At 58.5% G+C, this 22,761-nt stretch carries 25 protein-coding genes; 11 read left to right on the top strand and 14 right to left on the bottom strand.

What is annotated here, in order from left to right:
- Position 1 precedes the first annotated feature (1 nt).
- The 3 genes from paaK to ACR0CW_RS13385 all read left to right on the top strand — a co-directional run bounded on the left by paaK (position 2) and on the right by ACR0CW_RS13385 (position 2,210).
- A complete protein-coding gene (paaK, locus tag ACR0CW_RS13395; RefSeq protein WP_480788173.1) occupies positions 2-1,312 on the top strand; it encodes a phenylacetate--CoA ligase PaaK in 1,311 nt (436 codons plus the stop codon).
- Between the two features lie 3 nt (positions 1,313-1,315).
- Complete coding sequence (locus ACR0CW_RS13390) at positions 1,316-1,912, top strand: TetR/AcrR family transcriptional regulator (RefSeq protein ID WP_155148766.1); 597 nt, start codon at positions 1,316-1,318, stop codon at positions 1,910-1,912.
- A gap of 82 nt (positions 1,913-1,994) precedes the next feature.
- Positions 1,995-2,210, top strand: coding sequence for a hypothetical protein (locus ACR0CW_RS13385; RefSeq protein ID WP_155148768.1), 216 nt, complete (start codon positions 1,995-1,997; stop codon positions 2,208-2,210).
- A 4-nt stretch (positions 2,211-2,214) separates the two neighbouring features.
- Here ACR0CW_RS13385 and ACR0CW_RS13380 read toward each other — a convergent pair whose 3' ends face one another.
- The 14 genes from ACR0CW_RS13380 to ACR0CW_RS13315 form a co-directional block, all read right to left on the bottom strand.
- Entirely contained in the window at positions 2,215-2,973 is a 759-nt protein-coding gene (locus tag ACR0CW_RS13380) for a Phenylacetic acid catabolic protein (protein ID WP_480788172.1), read from the bottom strand.
- A gap of 13 nt (positions 2,974-2,986) precedes the next feature.
- Positions 2,987-4,060, bottom strand: a complete 1,074-nt coding sequence (locus ACR0CW_RS13375; protein ID WP_480788171.1) for a 2Fe-2S iron-sulfur cluster-binding protein — start codon at positions 4,058-4,060, stop codon at positions 2,987-2,989.
- 10 nt (positions 4,061-4,070) lie between these two features.
- Positions 4,071-4,532: a 1,2-phenylacetyl-CoA epoxidase subunit PaaD gene (paaD, locus tag ACR0CW_RS13370; RefSeq protein WP_155149166.1), complete on the bottom strand. Its 462-nt coding sequence runs from the start codon at positions 4,530-4,532 to the stop codon at positions 4,071-4,073.
- A 6-nt stretch (positions 4,533-4,538) separates the two neighbouring features.
- Positions 4,539-5,300, bottom strand: coding sequence for a 1,2-phenylacetyl-CoA epoxidase subunit PaaC (paaC, locus tag ACR0CW_RS13365; protein ID WP_480788170.1), 762 nt, complete (start codon positions 5,298-5,300; stop codon positions 4,539-4,541).
- Complete coding sequence (paaB, locus tag ACR0CW_RS13360; protein WP_155148782.1) at positions 5,300-5,584, bottom strand: 1,2-phenylacetyl-CoA epoxidase subunit PaaB; 285 nt, start codon at positions 5,582-5,584, stop codon at positions 5,300-5,302. The genes paaC and paaB overlap by 1 nt, the downstream gene beginning before the upstream one ends.
- Positions 5,585-5,608: 24 nt before the next feature.
- On the bottom strand, positions 5,609-6,601 hold the full coding sequence (paaA, locus tag ACR0CW_RS13355; RefSeq protein ID WP_155148785.1) for a 1,2-phenylacetyl-CoA epoxidase subunit PaaA: 993 nt from the start codon (positions 6,599-6,601) through the stop codon (positions 5,609-5,611).
- 15 nt (positions 6,602-6,616) lie between these two features.
- The gene (gene pcaF / locus ACR0CW_RS13350) at positions 6,617-7,819 is read right to left on the bottom strand and encodes a 3-oxoadipyl-CoA thiolase (RefSeq protein ID WP_480788169.1); all 1,203 of its coding nucleotides are present in this window, start codon (positions 7,817-7,819) and stop codon (positions 6,617-6,619) included.
- Between the two features lie 192 nt (positions 7,820-8,011).
- Positions 8,012-8,404 (bottom strand): carboxymuconolactone decarboxylase family protein, encoded by a 393-nt coding sequence (locus tag ACR0CW_RS13345; protein ID WP_480742319.1) that lies wholly within the window; start codon positions 8,402-8,404, stop codon positions 8,012-8,014.
- Positions 8,397-9,626, bottom strand: coding sequence for a Coenzyme F420 hydrogenase/dehydrogenase, beta subunit C-terminal domain (locus ACR0CW_RS13340; RefSeq protein ID WP_480788168.1), 1,230 nt, complete (start codon positions 9,624-9,626; stop codon positions 8,397-8,399). The genes ACR0CW_RS13345 and ACR0CW_RS13340 overlap by 8 nt, the downstream gene beginning before the upstream one ends.
- Positions 9,626-10,366 carry a sulfotransferase-like domain-containing protein gene (locus tag ACR0CW_RS13335; protein ID WP_480788167.1) on the bottom strand — a complete coding sequence of 247 codons (741 nt, stop codon included), beginning with the start codon at positions 10,364-10,366 and terminating at the stop codon, positions 9,626-9,628. Before ACR0CW_RS13335 ends, ACR0CW_RS13340 begins: the two co-directional genes overlap by 1 nt.
- Before the next feature lie 54 nt (positions 10,367-10,420).
- A complete protein-coding gene (locus tag ACR0CW_RS13330) occupies positions 10,421-11,239 on the bottom strand; it encodes an aspartate racemase/maleate isomerase family protein (protein WP_480788166.1) in 819 nt (272 codons plus the stop codon).
- A gap of 5 nt (positions 11,240-11,244) precedes the next feature.
- The gene (locus ACR0CW_RS13325) at positions 11,245-11,664 is read right to left on the bottom strand and encodes a GFA family protein (RefSeq protein ID WP_480788165.1); all 420 of its coding nucleotides are present in this window, start codon (positions 11,662-11,664) and stop codon (positions 11,245-11,247) included.
- Positions 11,657-12,748, bottom strand: a complete 1,092-nt coding sequence (locus tag ACR0CW_RS13320; protein WP_480788164.1) for an aromatic ring-hydroxylating oxygenase subunit alpha — start codon at positions 12,746-12,748, stop codon at positions 11,657-11,659. Before ACR0CW_RS13320 ends, ACR0CW_RS13325 begins: the two co-directional genes overlap by 8 nt.
- Positions 12,745-13,632, bottom strand: coding sequence for a MurR/RpiR family transcriptional regulator (locus tag ACR0CW_RS13315; RefSeq protein WP_480788163.1), 888 nt, complete (start codon positions 13,630-13,632; stop codon positions 12,745-12,747). The genes ACR0CW_RS13320 and ACR0CW_RS13315 overlap by 4 nt, the downstream gene beginning before the upstream one ends.
- Positions 13,633-13,700: 68 nt before the next feature.
- Between ACR0CW_RS13315 and ACR0CW_RS13310 the strand changes: the two genes are divergently transcribed.
- Genes ACR0CW_RS13310 through ACR0CW_RS13275 form a run of 8 tightly spaced genes read left to right on the top strand, consistent with a single transcriptional unit; the run spans position 13,701 to position 22,754 of the window.
- A complete protein-coding gene (locus tag ACR0CW_RS13310; protein ID WP_480788162.1) occupies positions 13,701-16,154 on the top strand; it encodes an FAD-dependent oxidoreductase in 2,454 nt (817 codons plus the stop codon).
- Positions 16,151-17,233, top strand: coding sequence for an alcohol dehydrogenase family protein (locus ACR0CW_RS13305; protein ID WP_480788161.1), 1,083 nt, complete (start codon positions 16,151-16,153; stop codon positions 17,231-17,233). The genes ACR0CW_RS13310 and ACR0CW_RS13305 overlap by 4 nt, the downstream gene beginning before the upstream one ends.
- Positions 17,230-17,826: a dimethylsulfonioproprionate lyase family protein gene (locus ACR0CW_RS13300; protein WP_170334273.1), complete on the top strand. Its 597-nt coding sequence runs from the start codon at positions 17,230-17,232 to the stop codon at positions 17,824-17,826. The genes ACR0CW_RS13305 and ACR0CW_RS13300 overlap by 4 nt, the downstream gene beginning before the upstream one ends.
- Complete coding sequence (locus ACR0CW_RS13295) at positions 17,826-18,932, top strand: mandelate racemase/muconate lactonizing enzyme family protein (protein WP_480788160.1); 1,107 nt, start codon at positions 17,826-17,828, stop codon at positions 18,930-18,932. Before ACR0CW_RS13300 ends, ACR0CW_RS13295 begins: the two co-directional genes overlap by 1 nt.
- On the top strand, positions 18,929-19,213 hold the full coding sequence (locus tag ACR0CW_RS13290) for a cupin domain-containing protein (protein WP_480788159.1): 285 nt from the start codon (positions 18,929-18,931) through the stop codon (positions 19,211-19,213). Before ACR0CW_RS13295 ends, ACR0CW_RS13290 begins: the two co-directional genes overlap by 4 nt.
- On the top strand, positions 19,210-20,316 hold the full coding sequence (locus ACR0CW_RS13285; protein ID WP_480788158.1) for a mandelate racemase/muconate lactonizing enzyme family protein: 1,107 nt from the start codon (positions 19,210-19,212) through the stop codon (positions 20,314-20,316). The genes ACR0CW_RS13290 and ACR0CW_RS13285 overlap by 4 nt, the downstream gene beginning before the upstream one ends.
- Positions 20,313-21,419 carry a mandelate racemase/muconate lactonizing enzyme family protein gene (locus ACR0CW_RS13280; RefSeq protein WP_480788157.1) on the top strand — a complete coding sequence of 369 codons (1,107 nt, stop codon included), beginning with the start codon at positions 20,313-20,315 and terminating at the stop codon, positions 21,417-21,419. Before ACR0CW_RS13285 ends, ACR0CW_RS13280 begins: the two co-directional genes overlap by 4 nt.
- Positions 21,420-21,473: 54 nt before the next feature.
- Positions 21,474-22,754, top strand: coding sequence for an aspartate aminotransferase family protein (locus tag ACR0CW_RS13275; protein WP_480788156.1), 1,281 nt, complete (start codon positions 21,474-21,476; stop codon positions 22,752-22,754).
- Positions 22,755-22,761: the final 7 nt, after the last annotated feature.

Here is a 22,761-nt window from a genome sequence, read left to right as displayed (position 1 = left end):
CATGAAGGACCTGACCCCGAACAAAGCGGACCTGGATCCAATCGAAATCGCCTCGATTGACGAAATCCGCAATCTGCAGCTGGATCGCCTGAAGTGGTCGCTGCGCCACGCCTATGACAATGTGGCAATGTACCGGCAGCGCTTTGATGAGGCGGGTGTGCACCCGGACGATCTGCAGAGCCTGAGCGATTTGTCGAAGTTCCCGTTCACATACAAGAACGATCTTCGCGACAACTATCCCTTTGGCCTGTTCGCTGTCCCGCGTGAGCAGATTACCCGTCTGCACGCCTCATCCGGAACGACTGGAAAACCCACAGTTGTGGGATACACCAAGACAGATATCGACAATTGGGCTGATCTGGTTGCCCGTTCTCTGCGTGCCAGCGGATTGCGCAAAGGGGATGTGGTCCATAACGCCTACGGCTACGGTCTGTTTACCGGCGGTCTGGGTGCGCATTATGGGATCGAACGTCTTGGCGCTACGGTCGTTCCTATGAGTGGTGGTCAGACCGAAAAACAGGTCAACCTGATCACTGATTTCAAGCCAGACGGGATCATGGTGACACCGTCTTACATGCTCAACATCCTCGAGCAATATCACAAGGTCGGGATGGATCCGCGCGAAAGCTCTCTTGCCGTCGGCGTTTTTGGGGCCGAACCCTGGACCGACGCGATGCGCAAAGAGGTTGAACAGGCGTTTGATATGCATGCGGTCGATATCTATGGCTTGTCCGAGATCATGGGGCCTGGCGTCGCCAATGAATGCGTTGAGACCAAGGATGGACCGGTGATCTGGGAAGATCACTTCCTGCCGGAAATCATTGATCCGCAGACCGGTGAGGTTCTGCCTGATGGGGAAATGGGTGAACTGGTCTTTACTACGTTGACCAAAGAGGGTCTGCCGATGATCCGCTATCGCACCCGCGATCTGACGCGGTTGTTGCCCGGAACAGCACGATCAATGCGTCGGATGGAAAAGATCACGGGGCGTTCGGACGACATGATCATCCTGCGTGGCGTCAATGTTTTCCCCAGCCAGATCGAGGAACAGGTCATGGCGACAGGTGGCGTTGCCCCGCACTATCAGATCGAGCTGTTCAAATCAGGTCGCATGGACGCAATGCGCGTCTTTGTCGAGGCGTTGCCTGATGCAACTGACGAATTGAGCAAAACGGCGGCCGCACGCATGTTGACCAAGCGGATCAAGGACGTTGTTGGCGTTTCCACCGAGATTGTTGTAGGCGAGCCCGGTGATGTCGAGCGTAGTCAGGGCAAGGCCAAGCGCGTTGTCGATAACCGAGACAAGGAGTGAAGCTTGGCCCGTACGATAGCAAAAGATCATGAACAAAAGCGCACGCAGATTCTCAAGTCTGCGGCGCGTGTATTCGCGCGCGAAGGGTTTGACCGCGCATCCATGACGCAGCTTGCGCGCGAATGCGGTATCTCGAAGGCTAACATCTATCACTACTATGACAGCAAGGACGCGATCCTTTTCGATATTCTCGAAACGTACCTGCGCGAACTGAGGGATCTGATCTGCGGCCTGGAGGTCGACGGGTTGAGCGCTTCTGACAAGCTGCACAAGGTCGTTGCTGAAATTCTGCTGGCCTATCAGGGCGTGGATGATGAACACAGGGTTCAGACCAGCGGTATGTCGGCGCTGCCAGCCGAGCAACAGAACCTGCTGCGTGGCTATCAGCGAGACATGGTGAATTTCCTCAGCGGCATCATTGCCGATATAGCGCCTGAGGTTTTCCGTGATGACAGGGCCAAGTTGCGTTCAGCAACGATGTCAGTCTTTGGCATGCTGAACTGGTACTATATGTGGAACTCAGGTGCGGACGCTGAGGCGCGTCGGGATTATGCGGCACAGGTCAGCAATCTCACATTGACGGGCGTCAAAGGGCTTTAGTATCCAACTGCAGATCAGAGTTGGCATAGAATTGATTTGGCCTCTTAGCGATCGTCTGTTTCACTGACGTCGGAGGATCGCCATGCAAAAACCAGAGAGCTTCGAGAAATTCTATTTCGCCAAAGTGGGCATGGGCGAGGCCTGTGGCTGTGCCGAACGGATTATCGACGTCTATGAGTTCAACCGACAGGCGGGGGCCGCCAAGTCGTCCGGCTTTGCGCTTGGGAAACCAAAGCGCAGATCATGGAAATCGGTGGCCCGAAAATATGGCCTGATCGGTCGTCCTCGAAGGACCTGACAGCTCAGGGCGCACGCAGTCCCAGTTTTTCCAGCAGACCGGCTGCCTCGGCTTCCCAGCGGGTTTTCAGCTCTGCCCCGGTCGCGCGTCGCAACCCCATTTTGCGCAGATGTTCGTTTTTCTCAGCACTGCCTGACCCAAAGCTGGCGGCGACGCGAGGCCACCAGTAATTGACCGCCGCCTGCATCTGTTCGGTGTTGCCCTGTTCGGACAGCTTCTGTGCCCCTTCAAAAGCCAGCTCGCCGTGGTGAGCCTCAATTGGCGTAATGGCGCGAAAGGCTTCGGCCAGTGGCTGATATGAAATCATCGAAAACTCGGCCAGTTGAATTGCCACGGCCCGGCTCATCAGCAGATTCATCATGACTGCGTCGATCCAGCCTTCTATCGGGTAGTTGAAGACCGCAAGGCGCATGTCATGCTCGGATCGTGTCGCACCTATATCGGCCTCACGTTCCAGACGCTCAGTCCACGGATGGTGGCTCGCATAGCGTTCAGTGTCTGCGCCAAACTCACCCATGATATTCAGGACGCGATCAGCACTGTCGCTTTTTTCCAGAACGATCTTTGCCGCGGCAATACGTTCCTTGATGCCGGGCCCCTGATTTATGATGTCGGCAAACCCGGCGGCACCTGCAAGCTCGCTGTCGACAAAAGTTGCCATCAGTTTCATGAGTTCGGCCCGATAGCGCGGGGGAACATTGGTGGGGTTGGTCAGAACGCCGCCAGCTTCCAGATAGCTTTCGATCGTCATGTCTTCGGCCATCGCTCTTCTCCCTTTACTGATCGTAGTCGATAACAACGGTGTCGGTCAGCGGATAGGCCTGGCAGCTCAGCACATAGCCCTTTTCAACTTCGTAATCTTCCAGCGCGTGGTTGGCGACCATTTCGACTTCACCCTCGATCACCCGGCAACGGCAGGTCGAGCATACGCCGGCCTTGCAGGCGTAAGGCGCATCCATCGCGTTTTCGAGCGCGCCGTCTAGAATGGACTGGTCCTTGGGAATGGTGATTGTTTGCGTCCCGCCGTCCAGCGTGATTGATGCCTTGGTCTGGTTGGCCTGCGAGGCAACATCTGCTGCATGTGCCTTGCGCTTCACCCGGCCCGGCTGGGCGCTGGCAAACAGTTCGAACTTGATCTGACTGTCATCAAGACCATGTTCCCGCAGCGCTGATGCAATGCCCAGCATCATTGGCTCAGGGCCGCAGATAAAGGCGGTGTCAGTGTTTTCGACATCAATCCAGTGCTTGAACAATTCCGCGCATTTCTCCTGCGTCACCAGACCTGTGAACAGGTCAATGTCCTGCGCGTCCGATTCCAGAATGTGGATCACGTTCAGGCGGCCCATGTAGAGGTTTTTCAGGTCCTCAAGCTCTTCCCGGAACATGATCGTGTTCACGCCCTTGTTGGCATAGACCAGCGTAAAGCGAGAGTTGGGTTCGCGGGCCAAAGTGGTCTTCAGGATCGACAACACCGGCGTGATGCCGGACCCGCCCGCGAAGCCCAGATATTGCTTTTCGGCATTCGCATCCAGCGGGGTAAAGAAACCGCCCATCGGGGGCATGGCCTGCAAAACATCGCCAACCCTCAGGTCCGTGTTGGCCCAGGTCGAGAATGCCCCGCCATCTACGCGTTTGATCCCGACCTGCAGGGCTGCGTCATCCTTGCCTGCACAGATCGAATAGGACCGGCGCAATTCTTCACCATCGAAATCGCGACGAAAGGTCAGGTACTGGCCTTGCGTGAAATCGAACTCATCCACTGCACCGTTTGCGGGTTTCAGTGTCACCACCACCGCGTCACGGATGGTTTTATGGATATCGGTGACTTCCAGATCGTGAAAGCGCGCCATCAGGTCCTCCCTAGATGCACTTGAAATAGTCAAAGGGTTCCAGGCAATCGGTGCAGCGCCAATGCGCCTTGCACGGGGTCGAGCCGAATTGGCTGACTCTTTCGACGGCCTTGCTGCCGCAATTCGGGCAGCGCTCTGGTCCGCCCGCAGGTTGCGGAGGGGCGATCCCATATTCTTCGAGCTTTGTGCGGCCCTTGTCGCTCAGCCAGTCCGTGGTCCAGGCCGGAGAGATGCTGGTTTCGACACGGATATCGTCGATCCCGTGATCGCGCAGCGCCGTTTCGATATCCATACTGATAACCGAGGTTGCCGGACAGCCGGAATAGGTTGGTGTTACGGTCACTTTCAGCGTGTCCGCATCCCACTGAACGTCACGCACGATGCCCAGATCCACCACCGAGATCACCGGGATCTCGGGGTCGGGAACAGCATCCAGCCATCCCCATATCTGATCGGTCGTTGCGCGTGCCATCATCATTTACCAGCTGGCTCCGGGATAGGCGCGTTGCAGCCACTGCATCTGAGTCAGCAGGTGCCCCAGATGTTCAGTATGCATTCGCCCGTCACGCCCGCCTTTGTGGGCAAAGCGGCTTTCGGGGATAATCAGAGTCGCATCAGTCAGGTTGCGGGATACAAGTTCGTCGTATTCCTCGCGCAGGCCGGCCGGATCAGGTGAAATACCTGCAGCGACCATTTCGGCATCCACATCATCGCTGGCGAACATCTCGCCGACATAGGGCCACAGATAATCCAGTGCTTCCTGCATCCGGGCGTGGCTCTCTTCAGTGCCATCACCCAACCCGACGACCGTGTCGCCGGAACGCTCAAGATGATAAGTCACCTCTTTGCTGGCCTTGGCTGCTATCGCGGCAACCCGTTCATCTGAGGATGTCATCAACCGGCCCAGCATGATCGAATGCCACGCATCAAACAGGAATTGGCGCATCATTGTGCGGCCAAAATCGCCGTTAGGCACCTCGGCCATCAGAACATTGCGAAAGTCCCACGCGTCCCGCAGAAAAGCCAGATCATCGGCACTGCGGCCTTCGCCCTGAATTTCGGCAGCCAGACCAAGCCACATCTGAGTCTGACCGATAAGGTCCAGTGCGGTATTGGCCAGTGCGATATCTTCTTCCAAAACCGGCGCATGCCCGCACCATTCGCTGACGCGGTGGCCAAGGATCAGGGTATTATCCCCCATCCGCAGCAGGAATTGCTGTAGTGCCTCGTCGCGAGTCATCACATGGCTCCCACTTCATCGGGGATGTCAAAGAAGGTTGGGTGCCGGTAAACCTTGCTTTCGCTCGGCTCATACAACGGGCCTTTGTCACTGGGTGAGCTGGCCGTGATGTTGTTGGCCTCCACTACCCAGATCGAAACACCCTCGTTTCGACGGGTATAGACGTCACGGGCGTTCTTGATTGCCATTTCCGCGTCTGGTGCATGTAGTGAGCCGACATGGCGGTGGCTCATGCCGTGCTGACCGCGGATAAAGATTTCCCAAAGGGGCCATTCGTTTTTCATCAGGAGTCCTCCTTTTAAGTGGGGTTATTCGGCGGCCAGTTTGTTGGCACGTTTCTTGCGGGCATGGGCCAGCAAGCCATCGCGAACCCATTTGCCGTCGTCCCAGGCCTTGTTGCGTGCTGCCAGACGATCAACATTGCAGGGGCCATTGCCCTTGATCACGGCAAAGAACTCGGACCAGTCAGGCTCGGAAAAGTCGTAGTGCCCGCGTTCCTCGTTCCACTTCAGGTTCGGATCAGGGACGGTAAGGCCAAGATATTCAGCTTGTGGCACGGTCTGGTCGACGAATTTCTGGCGCAACTCGTCATTGGTATTGATCTTGATTTTCCAGGCCATCGACTGGGCAGAATGCACGGATTCCTTGTCGGATGGGCCGAACATCATCAATGACGGGTACCAGAAGCGATTCAGCGCATCCTGCGCCATCTTGCGCTGTTCCGGCGTACCCTCGGCCATCTTGCGGATCGCGTCATAGCCCTGACGCTGATGGAAGCTTTCTTCCTTGCAGATCCGGATCATCGCGCGGGAGTATGGGCCATAAGACGTCCGTTGCAACGGCACCTGGTTCATGATCGCAGCACCATCAACTAGCCAGCCAACCGCGCCGATATCGGCCCAGTTCAGGGTCGGATAGTTGAAGATGGACGAATACTTCATGCGCCCGTCCAGCAGCATCTCGGTAATCTCATCGCGGCTGACGCCCAGAGTTTCCGCAGCGCAGTAAAGGTAAAGCCCATGACCGGCTTCGTCCTGTACCTTTGCCAGCAGGATTGCCTTGCGTTCCAGAGTTGGAGCGCGTGTAATCCAGTTGCCTTCAGGCAATTGGCCCACAATTTCTGAGTGCGCGTGCTGGCCGATCTGGCGGATCAGCGTTGCGCGGTAGTCGTCGGGCATCCAGTCTTTGGGTTCGATCTTGATGTCAGCATCGATCTTTTCCTGAAAGGCGCGTTCCTGATCGGACATTTCGTCCTGAGATTTGACGCCTGTTCCTGCTGTTTTGACCATCTGAGCATACATGTGAGGTCTCCTCCCTTACACGCGTTCAAGAATAAGTGCGGCACCCTGGCCTACGCCCACGCACATGGTGCACAGCGCATAGCGACCACCGGTCCGTTGCAATTGATAGGCGGCTGTCATGACCAGCCGCGCGCCAGACATACCCAGAGGGTGGCCAATGGCGATGGCGCCGCCGTTAGGATTTACATGGGGTGCATCATCGGCAACGCCAAGTTCACGCAGGGTGGCCAGACCCTGAGATGCGAAGGCCTCATTCAATTCTATCACATCCATCTGGTCGATGGTGAGTCCGGCACGCGCCAGCACCTTGCGGCTGGCCGGAACCGGGCCAATTCCCATAACGCGGGGCGCGACGCCCGCCACAGACATGCCTACCACACGGGCAATCGGGGTCAGGCCATTGCTCGCTGCAGCAGCCTCGTTCGCCAGCAGAATTGCGGCAGCCCCATCATTCACACCCGAGGCATTACCTGCAGTGACGGTCTTGTCGGGACCATTTACACCTTTGAGACCAGACAGTTTTTCAGCACTCGTTCCCGGGCGCGGATGTTCGTCCGTATCCACCACAATCGGGTCGCCCTTGCGTTGAGGAATGGTGACCGGAGTGATCTCTTCTTTGAAAACACCAGCTTCATGAGCTGCGGCCCACCGGGCCTGGCTGCGCGCTGCAAAGGAATCCTGATCGGCGCGGTTGATGCCATAGTCTTCAGCCACGTTGTCAGCTGTTTGCGGCATCGAATCCGTGCCGTACATATCGTGCATCTTCTTGTTCACGAAACGCCAGCCGATGGTTGTGTCGTAGACCGCGTTAGCACGGGTGAACGCACTGGTTGCCTTGGGCATCACAAAGGGCGCGCGTGACATGCTTTCAACGCCGCCTGCAATGGCAAGATCATAGTCTCCTGCCTTGATAGCCCGGGCCGCCATGCCGACTGCATCCATACCTGATGCACAAAGACGGTTGATCGTAGTTCCGGGTACGTCCACCGGCAAACCAGCCAGAAGGGCAGCCATCCGCGCCACGTTCCGGTTGCTCTCACCCGCCTGGTTGGCATCGCCATAGATCACATCGTCGAGGCTGGCCCAGTCCACCTGCGGGTTACGCTCTTTCAATGCGGCAATTGGAATTGCAGCCAGATCATCCGTTCGTACCTGACTTAGCGCGCCGCCATATCGCCCAATGGGCGTACGTTGAGCATCGCAGATAAAAGCGTCCATTCGTCAGAACCTCCGGTCTTGCGTAGGGCGTCATTAAGTGACCGCTTGGTCGGGTATTACGTTAGCTTTCGATTCGCGGCAAGTAAAATGTAACACAATTGTCTGATGGTGATAAATTTAGTAACATATAATTGCCTGACAAAGAAAAAGCCCGCCTTAGGACGGGCTTTCAACAGGTTCACAAGTCGTGTTTCAGAGTTGCCCGGCCTCTGTCAGAACCTTTCTAGCGGCCCGGAAGCACTCCAGCGCCTGAGGTACGCCGCAATAAATGCCGACAACGTGAATGATGGCCCTGATCTCTTCTTTCGAGACGCCGTTGTTGATCGCACCTCGGCAATGCAGTTCCCATTCGTGCATCTTCCCAAGCGCGCCGATCATCGACAGGTTCATCATCGAACGGGTCTTGGCGTCGATCACGTCATCGCCCCAGCCAAAACCCCAGCACCAGGCTGTCATGGCTTCCTGAAAGGGGCGGGTAAACTCGTCAGCAGCTGCCAGGTTATTTTCAACGTAATCGGCACCCAATGTTCCCTTACGTTGCTCAAGGCCCTTCAGAAAAAGGTCTTCATCAAAGATATCAGCCATGTTTGGTCTCCGTTGGGTCTGGCATGTTTTCTGCGAAACGTCCTGAACGAACGCGCTGTTCGGCGCCATCTTCTTCTCTCTCATCGGCGGCGTCCAGCACATCAATCCTGAGGCCTGCGTGATGGTAAATCGGGGCACCAGCTTTGCTTAGTCCACGCAGGCGGGCGGCAATCGCGTGTTTCTTGTTCACTTGATGAGGTTGAAAGTCGTCAAAATCACGCGGACCAAGTGCTTTGTCACTTGCCAATGCGCCGTCGGCAATCGCTGCGTCCATCAAGGACTGACCTTTTGCGGTACGACAGATAACTCCGTTGAACCCAGCATCCTCGCCCGTTGGTGCGCCACCCGGCCAGATATCTGCTGCGGCCAGATCGGACGCTTCACCGATCGCGTCTGGGCAAAGTTTACATCGCGTCTGGATGCGCCAACCAGACTCATCGGCCCACATATCCAGATAGGTTTTCTCAAAGGCGCGCCCGTCGCGGGTTTCGATCCGCGTTGGACCGGGGTTGCCGAACCCGCGATACCGGAACAAAGTCACATCTTTTTCTTTGAGGTCGTACTCTTCCAGAACTGCGCGACTTTTGCCAAGGTCCGAGGCTCCCCCGCACACCATGACAAGAACTGCGACCAGCAGATCATCTAGCCGCGGGTCGGTTTTGGCGCGCGCCCGAATCGCGTTGGCATCGCAGGGCTTTGCAATGATAGCAAAGCGTTGTCCGCAGCTAAGGGCCTTTTCCAGCCCGGCCAGAGTATCGCTTGGTCCATATCGGGATCCGGCGCGCCTGTAGACTTGTTCCGCATGGTCGCTGATGACCCAGCGGCTGCGCATCGGGGCGTCCGGATCAGCGGCGCAATGCAGAATGAATTCAGCACGACCGGAATTCAGTAACCACATCCCCAGCGCAGTCAGCACGCCGCCAGTTGCGGCCCGAAACCGGGTGTCGGGGTCCTTGGCCCAAGCACGCGTCATTGAAGTGTAGCCACCCCAAACCTTATCCTGGAACGGCGCCGTCGAAGTATCTGCCTCGACAGTAGCGCCTGGACAAGCGGCAAGAATTTCTGCGTCGGCCACCGGGTCAGAGGCAATAGATGCCGGGCGTAGCCGCCCTTCAGGTGTCATCCGCATGACCCATCTGTCTGGTGCAATCGCCTCGCACAATCCGCAGCCGATGCAAAGGCCTGTTTCGACTACTTCGCCAATAGTTTCTGGTTGACGCATCACGCCGTCAATCGGTGTTTGTAGAGGTGGTCGTAATGTGGCTTCATCCGACGGTGCACCTGCTTTACCCGCTCCGGCGCTTCGTCGATCGAGATGTGCTTGCGTGGCTGGGGTGTAAGGCCTGTGGACTTGGCGAGGTTGCCATGGAATGACCCACCATCCCACCAGCTATGGGCCGACGGATCGCCTCCGGCCTCCCAGGTCAGGGCGTCTTCGATGAATGGTATGCCCATGGATTCGCAGAATTTTTCTGTCATGCGATGCGGATCTTCCAACAGATCATCGCTGTCGACCACGGGGGGTGGTGTGCCGTTGAGGGCTGTCAAAAGATCGAATAGCGCGCGCTGTTCGGGAAAGCCAACCTCCCCTTCGGCAAAGTCCGGCCATTGCTTGTACATCGAAGAAATCGTTTTGGCCGGATCGCGGATCAGAAAGGCGTGGTCAAACTTGGATAGGAACTCCGCATCCCACATATGGTTGATATAATGGGGAAAATCCTTGATGAAAACTGGTCCAACTTTGGCCTTTTCCTGAATGTCATCCCAAACACTTTCGAGGGTCAGGCCCGGTGTGGTTTTCTCGCCCGGCTGAAAGCGATGCCAGAGGGGTTCCTCGCCCTGATACCATGCCTCGCCAAAGGGTTCGTGCAAACATTCAAGATCGCCGCGCTGGCGCATCATCCATTCGAACGCGGTCGAGGTTGAACGGGGAACGGCCCAGAGGGCGAGGATTTTGTGCATTTTTTACCTGTTCCTGATTGGCAATGGTTCGGTTTGTACAACTCTGTTTCGGGCTTATAGACGCCGGAGCAACTGTCCGCGCGGCGTGTCCGGCGCCAGCCCGAGGGATTTGAAGATGCGCCAGTAAAGTGCAATGTCGTGGCCGATCACTGGTTTACCCAACGCGGTCTCCAACTGATCCGCCAGATGAAGCGGCCGTTGCGGCAGACCGTCCGGACCCGTGCGGAAATTGCACATACCGTTAATCAGAATCGCATCGGCCTGCGGTGCCTTGTCGGCGACGTATTCAAAGCTCTTTAGCGCAAGATCGCCGTCAAACACCCAGCGCCAGGAATTGACCTCTTCCTGACTGTCGAACCAGCCCTGATCGTGAAAGTTGCCCGCCCAGAGCACATCGAACCCGGCCTCTTTCAGAAACTCGGCAGTACCCTGCCACCATTCGGGCCAGTGATAGGCCGCGTTCAGCGCCACCTTTTCGATGTTCATCTCACGCAGGGCCTCGACCATGGCATAGCCTGCCATGTGAAAGCTGATGCCGTGCTTGTCAGACAAGTCCTCGCAATGCTGCCGCACGCCCTCGACCCCCAGCCCGCAGGCGTGCACCCAGTTCGAGCCGACCTGACCGCAGACATCGACCCCATTACGGGACATGCAGTGGACGAAATCGTCCAGCATCCCGAAGTTCTTTTTGCGCTGGTCCAGCCCGTGCACATAGTCGGGCACATGCAACATCCAGCCATGCACGCCGACCGTTTCGGGGCACATGCGCAGAAAATCCGACGGGGCGGCATCAAAGTCGAAGGGTGGCGAGGTAAAGCCCACCTGATACGGAAACAGCTTGTGTTCCGGGCGCCATTCGCCGGGCATGAGCATGGGGGTTACTCCTTGTCTGTTTCGGTGGGATCGGCCTGAAAGGATTGATGTTTGGGGATGTTATCCGCCAGTTCCAGCCACGAGACCGCGCTGCCCATGACCACATGGGCGTCGGGGGTGTAGCTGGACGTATCATCCAGCGTTGCAGCATGGATATGGATTTCGCCGGGCCATTTGTCGGATCGGAAATAGAGCCGCGAGCCGCATTTGGGACAGAAACCACGGTAGGTTCCGGGCGAGCTTTCAAAGTGATTTATGTCACCCACCCATTCGACGGTTTCAGGCGGAAGACCGACGAAGGTAGTGAAGGGCGAGGAGGTTGCCTTTTGGCAATCACCGCAATGGCAGGACAGGCGGCGAGTGACCGGCCCGCTTGAGGACCACGTCACAGCCCCACACATGCAGTTTCCCGTTAGTTCAGCCATCCACGGCCTCGCGCATCCATTGCTGCAGGCGGGCGATCGAGTGTTCCGACATCACGCCGCAGCCGGGGTCCAGAACCAGCGGACCGGGGCGGTAGCCTCGGGATTTCAGGCCGCGGTGGACGCTTTCGACAAGGTGGATGTCTTCCTCGACCGTGGTTTCCCGGTCCTGTACCGCCAATTGCCGGATTACTGCGCTTTCCGAGCCGCCCTCGGTGTACCAGCCGCGCCAGACGGTGCAGTGATCGGCATCGACCGCGCGCCAGTGATAGGTGTTCAGCACATTGCCCGGATAGCACTGGAACGAGAACATCGGCCACAGGAACCACGACTGATAATCGCCCGCATGAGGAACCGACAGGTCGATGGGATAGGTCATTTTGTCGAGGCTTTGGCATTCCGTCGTGTGGCGCAGCACATAGCCGCCACCTGCGTCGGGCTGGATGTCATAGGTCTCGGGATTGACCACGCCTTCGGCAAAGGTCGGATGGTTGGTCGGGCAGTGGTAGCATTCCGAGTAGTTCTCGACACTGACCTTCCAGTTGCAATTCTCAGGAATCTCGACCCACTCCAGTGGTTCCAGATCGTCGATATGCGGGACGAAGGCACGGATTTCCTCGCGCACGCCGGGGTACCATTCATCCATTGGTGCGGCGTTGTCGTCGAGGTTGACGAAGATGAAGCCGTTGAAGATTTCGGTGCGGACAGAGGTCAGGCAGATGGCGCTACGGTCGAAACCGGGAACGGATTTGATATTCGGACCGGCGCGAAGCTGGCCGGACAACTCGTAGGTCCAGGCGTGATAGGGGCAGACGACAACGCGGGTGTTGCCGGCACCTGTCACCATCTCATGCGCGCGGTGCTGGCAGACGTTATAAAAGGTCCGGATTTCCCCGTCACGGCCGCGAATGCAGAATAGGTTTTGACCGGCGATTTCAAAAGCGAAGTAATCCCCTGTTTCCCGGACCTGCGCGACATGGCCTGCAAACTGCCACGTTCGGGCAAGAAGGCCCTGCATCTCCTGCTCGAATATCGCAGGGTCGGTATAATATCGCGCGTCCAGTGAGTGGGTCAGGGGTGCGTTCATTCGGGCTCCTCCGCGTAGAGGCCAAGTTGGTGTCTGCGTTGGTGAAACCGTTCCACCCGTTCGACGATCTCATCGCTGGACACTGCGATCACAAAGGACAGCAGCGTTTCCAGCAAGGCGATGGTCGAAACGGATGACGGGAAGAACTGTGGTGTGTCCGCGGCGACGACAAAGCCGTGATGGGCATTCAGGATCACCGGGCTGGCCGGACTGTCGGAAATACCAACGACGGTCAGGCCCTGTTCGCGGGCCAGTTTGACGGCCTCGATCACCTCGGTCCGGTAGGGTTTGCAGGTCATCGCAATGAGTACATCCTGATCTCCGGCCCAGGCCAGATCATCGACGGGTGTCGAGCCGGGGCGGGGGATGGCGTGGAACTGTTTCATCCCAGTCGATGCAAGGTAAGTGAAGTTACGGGCGTTCGAGTTGTTGACCCCGACGCCCAGCGTGAAGATTTGGCGCGAGTTCCAGATATCTTCGGCGGCGGACTTCAGACGTGCGGCGTCGATACCCGCGAATGTCTCTTCGATGTTGCGGATCGCGGCCCCGACCATATCGGCATAGAGCCCGCCCAGTTCCCCCGACTTGCCGATGCCCTGCAGCCAGCGGGCGCGGTCCGGAAACGACACCGCGCCTTGTCGAATCGCTTCGCGGAAGGGTGCGCGGAAATCCTCGTACCCATCGAACCCGACCTGCCGGGCCATGCGCACGAAAGTGTTGGGTTTGACATTGGCGGCCTCGGCGATCTCGCGCACCGTTGAAACCCCAACGTCCGTTGGGTTTTCCAGCACGTAGCGCGCGGCTTTCTGTGCCTCCGGCGTCAGGGCGTCCCATTCCTCGGTCAGGCGGTCCAGAACGGTCGATGATACATTTGTGTCATTCATGATTGACGATGGTACATTTGTGGAATTAGCCTGTCGAGCAGAAACGCGACTCGGGAAGAGGAAAAATCATGTCCGGGAAGGAACTGCCGTCACAGGCCCGCGTAGTGATCGTGGGCGGAGGTGTCATGGGGGTCGGTCTGGCCTATCATTTGGCGCATGAAGGGTGGACCGATGTGGTCCTGCTGGAAAAGGCCGAACTGACCAGCGGCAGCACATGGCATGCGGCCGGTCAGATCACGCATTCGACCAGTTCCTTTGGGTTAGGCAAATGTGTGGATTACAACATTGGCCTGTATTCCGGCGCATTGGAGGCCGAGACCGGTCAAGCGGTGACATGGCACGGCTGCGGCTCCTTCCGGCTGGCTTATACCGAGGACGAGATGGACTGGCTGCGCCACACGTTGTCGGTGGGCCACTCACTGGGGTTCAACATCGAACTGGTCGGGCCGGAAAAGGTGGCCGAACTGCACCCGTTCTACAACCTCGAAGGCGTGCTGGGCGCGCTTTATACGCCGGATGACGGCCATGTCGACCCGACCAATGTGACCATGGCGATGGCCGCCGGGGCGCGTCAGCTGGGGGCGAGGATTATCCGTCATTGCCGGACGACGAACATCACGCAGGCCGAAAACGGCGAATGGGTTGTCGAGACCGAGAAAGGCACGATCCGCTGTGAGCATGTGGTGAATGCGGGCGGCACCTATGCCCGCCAGATGGGCGAGTGGTCGGGGCTGCAACTGCCCATGACCTCGATGACGCACCACTATTTCGTGACCGAGCCGGTGCCTGAGTTCGAGGGGCTGGACAAGGAACTGCCAGTCATCCGCGATGACAAGAAAGTTTCCGGCTATATCCGGATGGAGCAAAAGCGCGGGCTGATCGGAATCTACGAGAAAGAGAACTCGAACTCTGTCTGGCACGATCATTGCCCTTGGGACTACGAGAACTGGCTGTTTGATGCCGATTACGACCGGATCATGCCGTGGCTTGAGGAAAGCCTGAACCGGATGCCAATCTTTGCCGAGCTGGGCATTCAGCGCGAGGTGCACGGCGCGATTTCGCACCCGCCGGATGGCAACCCGCTGATTGGCCCTGCGCCTGGGGTCCGGAACTACTGGTGCTGCTGCGGGACGCAAATCGGTATCGGCTGGGGGCCGGGACTGACCCGCGAACTGGCGCGCTGGATGGTGCATGGGGCGGCGGATATCTCGATGCGCGAGTATGATCCGCGCCGATTTGGATCTTACGCCACCAAGGACTGGCAAGTCACCAAGGCGCATGAGGATTACAAGCTGCGCCACGAGATTCCCTTTCCGCATTTCAACCGTCTGGAAGGTCGCCCGATCAAACCCTCGCCTCTCTACGAACGGTTGAAGGAAAAGGGCGCGGTCTACGAAGAGGTTTATGGCCATGAACGCCCGCGCTGGTTTGCCAAAGATGGTGTCGAACAGCGCGATCACTATTCATTCCGCCGGAACGTGGTTCACGACATGGTGGGTGCCGAATGCAAGGCCGTGCGCGAGGCGGTGGGCATCATGGATATCTCGGCCTTCACCAAGGTCGAGGTCTCTGGCCCGGATGCCGAAGCACTTCTGGATCGTCTGGTGGCCAACCGTCTGCCGCAAAAGGTTGGGGGCATCGCCCTGACCCATATGCTGAATCGCCGGGGGCGCATCGAACTGGAAACCACGGTCGTGAAGCTAGATGAAGGCCGGTATTATCTTGTTTGTGCTGCCTTCTTTGAACAACGCCTGCTGGATCATCTGAATCATCAGCGTGCTGGTGAAGATGTCGAAGTCATACTGCGCTCGAATGATTGGGCAGCGCTGAGCCTGAATGGCCCCAAGGCACGCGAGGTTCTGGCGGCCTGCACGGATGCCGACCTCAGCAATGCCGGGTTCAAATGGCTGACCGCGCAAGAGATCGAGGTGGCCGGGCACAGGCTCTGGGCGTTCCGCATGTCTTATGCCGGTGAGCTGGGATGGGAGCTGCATATTCCGCGCGACAGCACGCTGGCGGTTTATGATGCGCTTTGGGCGGCCGGTGCGTCACACGGGATCACTGATTATGGCTCCTTCGCGATGAATGCGCTGCGGATGGAGAAGGGCTTTAAGGGGGCAGGTGAGTTAACCAATGAGGTGACGCTTGCCGAGGCGGATGTCCTGCGCTTTGCCCGCACAGACAAGGAATACCTTGGCAAGGACAAGACTCTGAATACTGATCTGCCGTGGGTGTGTGCTTATCTGGAAATCGAACCCGATGGCATCGAAGACGGACATGGAGGAGAGGCGGTTCTGCTGGACGGCACGGTTGTCGGATCAACCGCTTCGGTTGCCTACGGGCACACGGTCGGGAAGATTCTTGCCTTTGCCTATATCAAACCGCACGCCAATGTGCCGGGTACTGAGATTGAGGTCGTGATCGCCGGAAATGCGCGCAAAGGGCGCATTCTGGGTGAGCCTGCATATGACCCGCAAAGCGTCTTGCCGCGAACCGATATTGCCATGGAGGCCGCAGAATGAATGTTCCGGCAACGATGAAGGCCATGGTTCTGACCGGCCATGGCGATCTGGACAAGTATGAGTGGCACGAGGACTGGCCGACACCCCAGCCGGGTCCGATGGAAGTGCTGATAAAGGTCGGTGCCTGTGGGTTGAACAATACGGACGTGAATACGCGCACCGGCTGGTACTCGAAAGCGGTGGACGAGGCCACGACCGGTGGTGCCTATTCTGAAGTGGACGATGAAGACAGTACCTGGGGCGGTGCGCCACTGACTTTCCCGCGCATTCAGGGCGCCGATGCGGTTGGTATGGTTGTTGCGGTTGGCGAAGGCGCTGATGAAAGCCTGATCGGCAAGCGTGTCATCGTGGCAGGCTGGCTGCGCGACTGGAACGAGCCGATGAACCGCGACAAGGCGGGATACTTCGGATCGGAATGTGACGGTGGGTTTGCAGAGTACACCAAGGCGGATGTGCGTGGTGTCGCTGCGATCGAAACCGATCTGAGCGATGCCGAGCTTGCGACGTTCAGCTGTTCCTATGTCACCGCCGAAGGCATGCTGGATCGGGCCGGTGTGGGTGAGGGGGATACTGTGCTGATCCCCGGCGCTTCGGGCGGTGTCGGGGGTGCGCTGATCCAGCTGTCCAAGCTGCGCGGCGCGCGGGTGATCGCCATGGCGAGCGAGGCCAAACACGGGGACGTGGCCAAGCTGAGTCCGGATCGAATTTTGCCACGCAGCCCCGAGAACCTGAGGGCAGAACTGAAGGGTGAGAAAGTCACCGTTGTTGCGGATGTGGTTGGCGGGTCCATGTGGCCAAAGCTGATCGACATGCTGGAACGCGGCGGGCGGTACACCTGTTCCGGTGCCATTGCGGGGCCGCTGGTCGAGTTCGATCTGCGGACATTCTACCTGCGCGATCTGACCTTTACCGGCTCGACGGTGAACACGCCCGAGAACTTTTTCGATGTCGTGAAATACATAGAGAATGGACAAATCAGGCCAGCTTTGGCCGCCACATACCCGTTAGCTGAACTGAGAGAGGCCCAGCAGGCCTTTATCGACAAGTCTCATACCGGCAACATTGTGGTGATCCCGTGACCCGACCTGCATTTGAAAATCTACTGGAACAGGCGCGTACCGCGCATGGCAGTCAGGCCTGCCTGACTCAGTTCTGTCCTTTTCCGGACGACCTGCGTGAACAGTCTGTAGAGCCCTTCCACATCCCGGCTGCGGATATTCTGAGCCGTGAAACCGGTCTTTATTCGGATGCTTTGTCAGAGTTCCGCGATGCTTTTGTTGCGGCCAGCCCGGTGGCGCAATGGCGCGAGACTTATAAGGGTACGGATATCGGCCAGGATTTCATGGATCGGTTCGCCTGCTACACGCTGATCGGCGAGGGCGGCCCGTGGCTAAGTGCGCAGATGAGCAGCTATGTGGTCTATATGCCGCCCAACCTCTATTACCCTTGGCATCATCATCCTGCCGAAGAGATGTATCTGGTTCTGGCAGGTGAGGCCGAGTTCATGCGTGAAGGTGACGAGCCGGAAACACTCCGGCCCGGCGATCACTCCTTCCACGCTAGCAATCAACCGCACGCCATGCGGACCGGGGATCATCCGGTCATGGCCTATGTGTTGTGGCGCAACAATCTGGAATCCCCTCCGGTTCTGACAGAACGCGACGTTGCCTGATGAAGATCACCCGTATCCGTATTTTCCAGACCGGTCTGCCCTATGTGGGCGGTGCTTATGTCTGGGGTGCGGGGAATGCAATTGAGACGGCCACGGCGTCAGTCGTTGTCATCGATACGGATGCGGGTTTGCAGGGTTGCGGTGAGTTCACGCCCTGCGGCGAGAATTACATGGTGGCCCATTCCGAAGGAGTGCCGGCACTGGCCCGGCTGGTTGCTCCGCATCTTTTGGGAGAAGACCCACGCAACGTGGCGCGGATCGAACAGGTCATGGATCATCTGGTGCAGGGGCATGGCTATGCCAAGTCCCCGTTTGATGCGGCCTGCTGGGATGTTCTCGCGCAGTCGCTGAACGCCCCTTTATATGCGGTTTGGGGCGGCAAGCTGACGGACGGTGCACCGATGTACAGGGTCGCACCGCAAAAGGGGACCGAGGAGACCATTGCCGAGATGGACCGGTACCGCGAACAGGGCTATCGGCAATTTCAGATCAAGGTCGGCGGCGACTGGGCCGCGGATATTGACCGCATTCGTTCGACCGTTCCCCTTTTGAAATCTGGTGAGAAGGCTATGGCCGACGCCAATCAGGGCTGGCGGGTGGACAATGCTCTGCGGGTGGCGCGGGAGACGCGGGATCTGGACTACATCTTTGAACAACCCTGCCGCACTTATGAGGAGTGCATGCAGGTCCGCGCCCGCATCGACCTGCCGATGAAGCTGGACGAATGCGTGACCGGCATGCACATGGCACAGCGTATCGTCGCGGATCATGCGGCGGAGCTGGTCTGTCTGAAAATCTCGAACTTGGGTGGCCTGAGCAAAGCAAAGCGGGTGCGCGACTATCTGGTCGAGAACCGCATCCCCGTGGTCGCCGAAGACACCTGGGGTGGTGAGATCACAACCGCGGCGCTGGCGCATTTCGCGGCAACAACGCCACCGGAATACCTGCACAACACCACGGACCTGATGAATTACAACACCCGCTCGACCGGTATTGGCGGGGCAACGGCGCGGGACGGGAAACTCTATGCCCCCGAGACGCCCGGCCTTGGCGTGGCTCCGGATTTCGACAGCTTAGGTGATCCGGTAGTGGAGTTCAGCGCATGACAGAGCAGGCCATCGCAACTGTGATGATCGACGATGACCGCGTGCGGGTAACGCGGTTCGATTTTGCCCCCGGGGCGGAAACCGGCTGGCATCGCCATTCGATGGACTATGTAATCACCGCCGTGACCGATTGTCATATGCGTCTGGAGCAACCCGATGGCACCGCAAAGGATGTCACCGTTCCGGCCGGAACGGCCTATCGCCGGGATGAAGGTGTCGAGCACAACGTCATCAATGCCGGAACTGCACCCATGTCTTTTGTCGAAGTGGAGCTGAAATGAAGATCAACCGCATCTCGGTCTATCATGTCGATCTGCCGCTGGAGCATCCCTATTGGCTGTCCGGCGGACGGTTGAAGTTCGAGGTTCTGGACGCGACTCTGGTCAAGATCGAAACCGATGCGGGGCTGACAGGCTGGGGTGAGGGTACGCCGTGGGGGCATACCTATGTGCCCGCCCATGGCCCCGGCATTCGCGCCGGGATCGAGACGATGGCGCCGTTTGTCATGGGCCTTGATCCACGCCGGGTGCTGGATGTGGAGCGGGCGATGGATATCGCCTTGCCTGGGCATCTGTATGCCAAAAGCCCCATCGACATGGCATGCTGGGACATTGCGGGGCAGGCGGCAGGTTTGCCGATTGCCGATCTGATGGGCGGTGGTTCCCGCACGCCGCGCCCGATAGCTTCGTCAGTCGGGGCCAAGACGGTGGACGAAACCCGCGACGTGATGGAGCGGTACCGCAGTCGCGGATATATCGCGCATTCCGTGAAGATCGGCGGCGATGTCGAGCGCGATATCACGCGGGTCCGGGATGTCGAAAGCATCCGGAAACCCGGCGAGATCGTTCTTTATGATGTGAACCGGGGCTGGACCCGGCAGCAGGCTTTGCGGGTCATGACCGCTTGTGAAGACCTGAACGTGATGTTCGAACAGCCCTGCGAGACGCTGGATGATATCGCCGTGATCTCGGGCCGCCATGGCTCGCCCGTTTCCGTGGACGAAAGCCTGGTCACCCTGCAGGACGCCGCCCGGATCGCCCGCGACGGGCTGGCCGAGATCTTTGGCATCAAGCTCAACCGCGTCGGCGGCCTGACCAAAGCCGCCCGCATGCGCGACATCGCACTGGCGCATGGCATCGACATGTTCGTCATGGCCACCGGTGGCACGGTTCTGGCCGATACCGAGGCGCTGCACCTGGCGGCGACCATCCCCGATGACAATTGCCACGCGGTTTGGGCCTGTCAGGACATGATCACGGTCGATATCGCGGGTGGGCGTGGTCCACGCAATGTCGAGGGCCATTTGCACCTGCCAGAAGCTCCGGGCCTTGGTGTACATCCTGATGAAGAGACGTTGGGCGATCCGGTGGCGGTATATCAATGACCAAAATTAAGCGCATATCGCTATGGCATGTGCCACTGACCAGCCACGAGGCCTATTACATGGCCGATGGCAAAACCTGTGACACGGTCGAGACCGTAGTTCTGGCGATGGATACCGATGATGGGCGAACAGGTTGGGGAGAGGTCTGTCCGATCCCGCACTATCTGCCAGCCTATGCACGAGGTGTGGCGCCTGCAGTGCAGGAGATGGCGCCTGTCCTGTTGGGCGCCGATCCGGTCGGGCCTGAGGCGTTGATGGCGCAGCTGGACCGGCATTTGCAGGGGCATGTGTATGCCAAGTCTGCCATCGATATCGCATTGTGGGATCTGACCGGGCAGGTGGCAGGTCTGCCGCTTTACGCCTTGCTGGGCGGACGGCGTGCAGAGACAATGCCACTTTATCATTCGATCACCTGCATCGCACCTGACGAGATGGCCCGGATCGCGCAGGAAACGCAGAATCAAGGCATCCGGCAGTTTCAGGTCAAGTTGGGCGCTGATGGGGACTGGCAGGCAGATGTCGCGCGGTTGCGGCTGGTGCGCGAGGCGGTCGGCGAGGGCCCATTGGTCTATGGCGACTGGAACTGCGGGGCTACCTCTCTGGATGCAACCCGGGTGGGCCGGGCCGTGGCTGATCTTGATGTCATGCTGGAACAACCCTGCGCCACGATAGACGATTGCGCCCGTGTACGCGCGGCGACCGGGTTACCGATGAAGATGGATGAAAGCACCCATGATACCGCCAGCTTGTTTGAGGCCCACGCCAAGGGGTGCATGGATGCGGTGGCGGTGAAACTGTCGAAATTCGGTGGCTTGTCTGCCTCGCGCCGTGCGCGTGATCTGTGCCAGCATTTGGGTGCAAAGATGTGCATCGAGGATACGTGGGGATCGGATATCACCACCGCTGCCCTGTTGCATCTAGGAGCGTCTACCGACCCGGCGCGAGTGATGAATGTGTGTGACCTGTCGGGCTATGTCGCGCCACGCCTCGCCCCGATGGGGCCGGTTCGAAAGGGTGGACATATTGCGCCGCCTGAGGGGGCTGGACTTGGGGTTGCGCCGGACAGGCATGCATTGCCTGAACCGGATATGGTCCTTGACTGAAATTTGACTCTTTGGTCAAAATTAACACAGCTGAACGCCAGAGGAACGGATCACATGGACAAAATCATCTCACAGACTGACTGGATCGAGCGCGCCAAAGCTGTGCTGCCGGGTGGCGGGTTCGGGAACTTTGACCCTTCTATCTTTATTCGCGATGGGCAGGGCAGCCGGGTCTGGGACGAGGATGGCAAGGAATATGTCGATCTTCTGATCGGATCGGGTCCGATGTTGCTGGGTCATGGTCACCCCGAGGTTCTGGAGGCCGTTGCCGAACAGATGCCCAAGGGCATGACTTTTTTCGCCAACAATGCCCGCGCCATCGAACTGGCCGAAGAAATCTGCTCCGCTGTCCCATGCGCCGAGCAGATCCGCTATGTCTCATCCGGCGGTGAGGCGGATATGTACGCGATCCGTCTGGCCCGCGCCTTTACCGGCCGCGACAAGATCGTGAAATTCGAAGGCGGTTATCACGGAATGAGCGCCGAAGCGCAGATGAGCCTTGCACCAGATCGGATGGTAAACTTCCCGCAAGCCGTTCCGGATAGCGCGGGTATTCCCGAAAGCGTTCAGGCTGAGATGCTGATCGCGCCGTTCAACGACCCGGACTACATCCGTTCGCTGCTGGCTGAACATGGGGACGAGGTCGCCGGGATCATTGTCGAACCGCTGCAACGGATCATCCCGCCCGAGCCTGGTTTCCTGCAGCTGCTGCGGGAAGAGGCGGACAAATACGGCATCGTGCTGATTTTTGACGAGGTCGTCACCGGTTTCCGCTTTGCCTATGGCGGCGCGCAGGAGCTGTATGGCGTGACGCCGGATGTGGCGACACTCGGCAAGATCATCGGCGGGGGCTTTCCGCTGGCCGCGATTGCCGGACGCGCTGATATCATGGCGCATTTCGACAAGGTCGCTGTCGGGGCCGATAAGTGGCTGATGCAGCTGGGTACGCTGTCCGGTAACCCGGTTGCGGCGGTCGCGGGCCTCAAGACGATGGAAGTGCTGAAGCGGGATGGTCAGTTCGACCTGCTGCGGGCCAATGGGCAGCGGCTGATGGATATGGCCAAGGCAGCGCTGGACACGCATGGCATCGCGCATCGGATCGTCGGAGACCGTACCCTGTTCGAGATCGTGTTCACCAATGGTGAGATTCGCGATTATCGCGATGTGTTTGGTGCGGATACGGCCAAAGGCGCGAAGTTCAATGCGGTCCTGATGCAGAACGGCATGTTCAAATCGGCAGGCAAGACCTATCCGTCACTGACGCTGACGGACGCTGATTTCGAACTGTGCGAAGCCGCCTATGCCAAGGCCGCACAGGCGGTTGCCGAGATGTAGCGGGCAG

This window comes from Ruegeria sp. CH6 (assembly GCF_056537005.1).
This window is presented reverse-complemented; position numbering and strand designations above follow the sequence as displayed.

What these genes read in the sequence shown, in the direction of transcription:
- paaK (WP_480788173.1), top strand. Translation starts at nt 2, where the DNA reads ATGAAGGACCTGACCCCGAACAAAGCGGACCTGGATCCAATCGAAATC.
- ACR0CW_RS13385 (WP_155148768.1), top strand. Translation starts at nt 1,995, where the DNA reads ATGCAAAAACCAGAGAGCTTCGAGAAATTCTATTTCGCCAAAGTGGGC.
- ACR0CW_RS13380 (WP_480788172.1), bottom strand. Translation starts at nt 2,973, where the DNA reads ATGGCCGAAGACATGACGATCGAAAGCTATCTGGAAGCTGGCGGCGTT.
- ACR0CW_RS13375 (WP_480788171.1), bottom strand. Translation starts at nt 4,060, where the DNA reads ATGGCGCGCTTTCACGATCTGGAAGTCACCGATATCCATAAAACCATC.
- paaD (WP_155149166.1), bottom strand. Translation starts at nt 4,532, where the DNA reads ATGGCACGCGCAACGACCGATCAGATATGGGGATGGCTGGATGCTGTT.
- paaC (WP_480788170.1), bottom strand. Translation starts at nt 5,300, where the DNA reads ATGACTCGCGACGAGGCACTACAGCAATTCCTGCTGCGGATGGGGGAT.
- paaB (WP_155148782.1), bottom strand. Translation starts at nt 5,584, where the DNA reads ATGAAAAACGAATGGCCCCTTTGGGAAATCTTTATCCGCGGTCAGCAC.
- paaA (WP_155148785.1), bottom strand. Translation starts at nt 6,601, where the DNA reads ATGTATGCTCAGATGGTCAAAACAGCAGGAACAGGCGTCAAATCTCAG.
- pcaF (WP_480788169.1), bottom strand. Translation starts at nt 7,819, where the DNA reads ATGGACGCTTTTATCTGCGATGCTCAACGTACGCCCATTGGGCGATAT.
- ACR0CW_RS13345 (WP_480742319.1), bottom strand. Translation starts at nt 8,404, where the DNA reads ATGGCTGATATCTTTGATGAAGACCTTTTTCTGAAGGGCCTTGAGCAA.
- ACR0CW_RS13340 (WP_480788168.1), bottom strand. Translation starts at nt 9,626, where the DNA reads ATGCGTCAACCAGAAACTATTGGCGAAGTAGTCGAAACAGGCCTTTGC.
- ACR0CW_RS13335 (WP_480788167.1), bottom strand. Translation starts at nt 10,366, where the DNA reads ATGCACAAAATCCTCGCCCTCTGGGCCGTTCCCCGTTCAACCTCGACC.
- ACR0CW_RS13330 (WP_480788166.1), bottom strand. Translation starts at nt 11,239, where the DNA reads ATGCTCATGCCCGGCGAATGGCGCCCGGAACACAAGCTGTTTCCGTAT.
- ACR0CW_RS13325 (WP_480788165.1), bottom strand. Translation starts at nt 11,664, where the DNA reads ATGGCTGAACTAACGGGAAACTGCATGTGTGGGGCTGTGACGTGGTCC.
- ACR0CW_RS13320 (WP_480788164.1), bottom strand. Translation starts at nt 12,748, where the DNA reads ATGAACGCACCCCTGACCCACTCACTGGACGCGCGATATTATACCGAC.
- ACR0CW_RS13315 (WP_480788163.1), bottom strand. Translation starts at nt 13,632, where the DNA reads ATGAATGACACAAATGTATCATCGACCGTTCTGGACCGCCTGACCGAG.
- ACR0CW_RS13310 (WP_480788162.1), top strand. Translation starts at nt 13,701, where the DNA reads ATGTCCGGGAAGGAACTGCCGTCACAGGCCCGCGTAGTGATCGTGGGC.
- ACR0CW_RS13305 (WP_480788161.1), top strand. Translation starts at nt 16,151, where the DNA reads ATGAATGTTCCGGCAACGATGAAGGCCATGGTTCTGACCGGCCATGGC.
- ACR0CW_RS13295 (WP_480788160.1), top strand. Translation starts at nt 17,826, where the DNA reads ATGAAGATCACCCGTATCCGTATTTTCCAGACCGGTCTGCCCTATGTG.
- ACR0CW_RS13290 (WP_480788159.1), top strand. Translation starts at nt 18,929, where the DNA reads ATGACAGAGCAGGCCATCGCAACTGTGATGATCGACGATGACCGCGTG.
- ACR0CW_RS13285 (WP_480788158.1), top strand. Translation starts at nt 19,210, where the DNA reads ATGAAGATCAACCGCATCTCGGTCTATCATGTCGATCTGCCGCTGGAG.
- ACR0CW_RS13280 (WP_480788157.1), top strand. Translation starts at nt 20,313, where the DNA reads ATGACCAAAATTAAGCGCATATCGCTATGGCATGTGCCACTGACCAGC.
- ACR0CW_RS13275 (WP_480788156.1), top strand. Translation starts at nt 21,474, where the DNA reads ATGGACAAAATCATCTCACAGACTGACTGGATCGAGCGCGCCAAAGCT.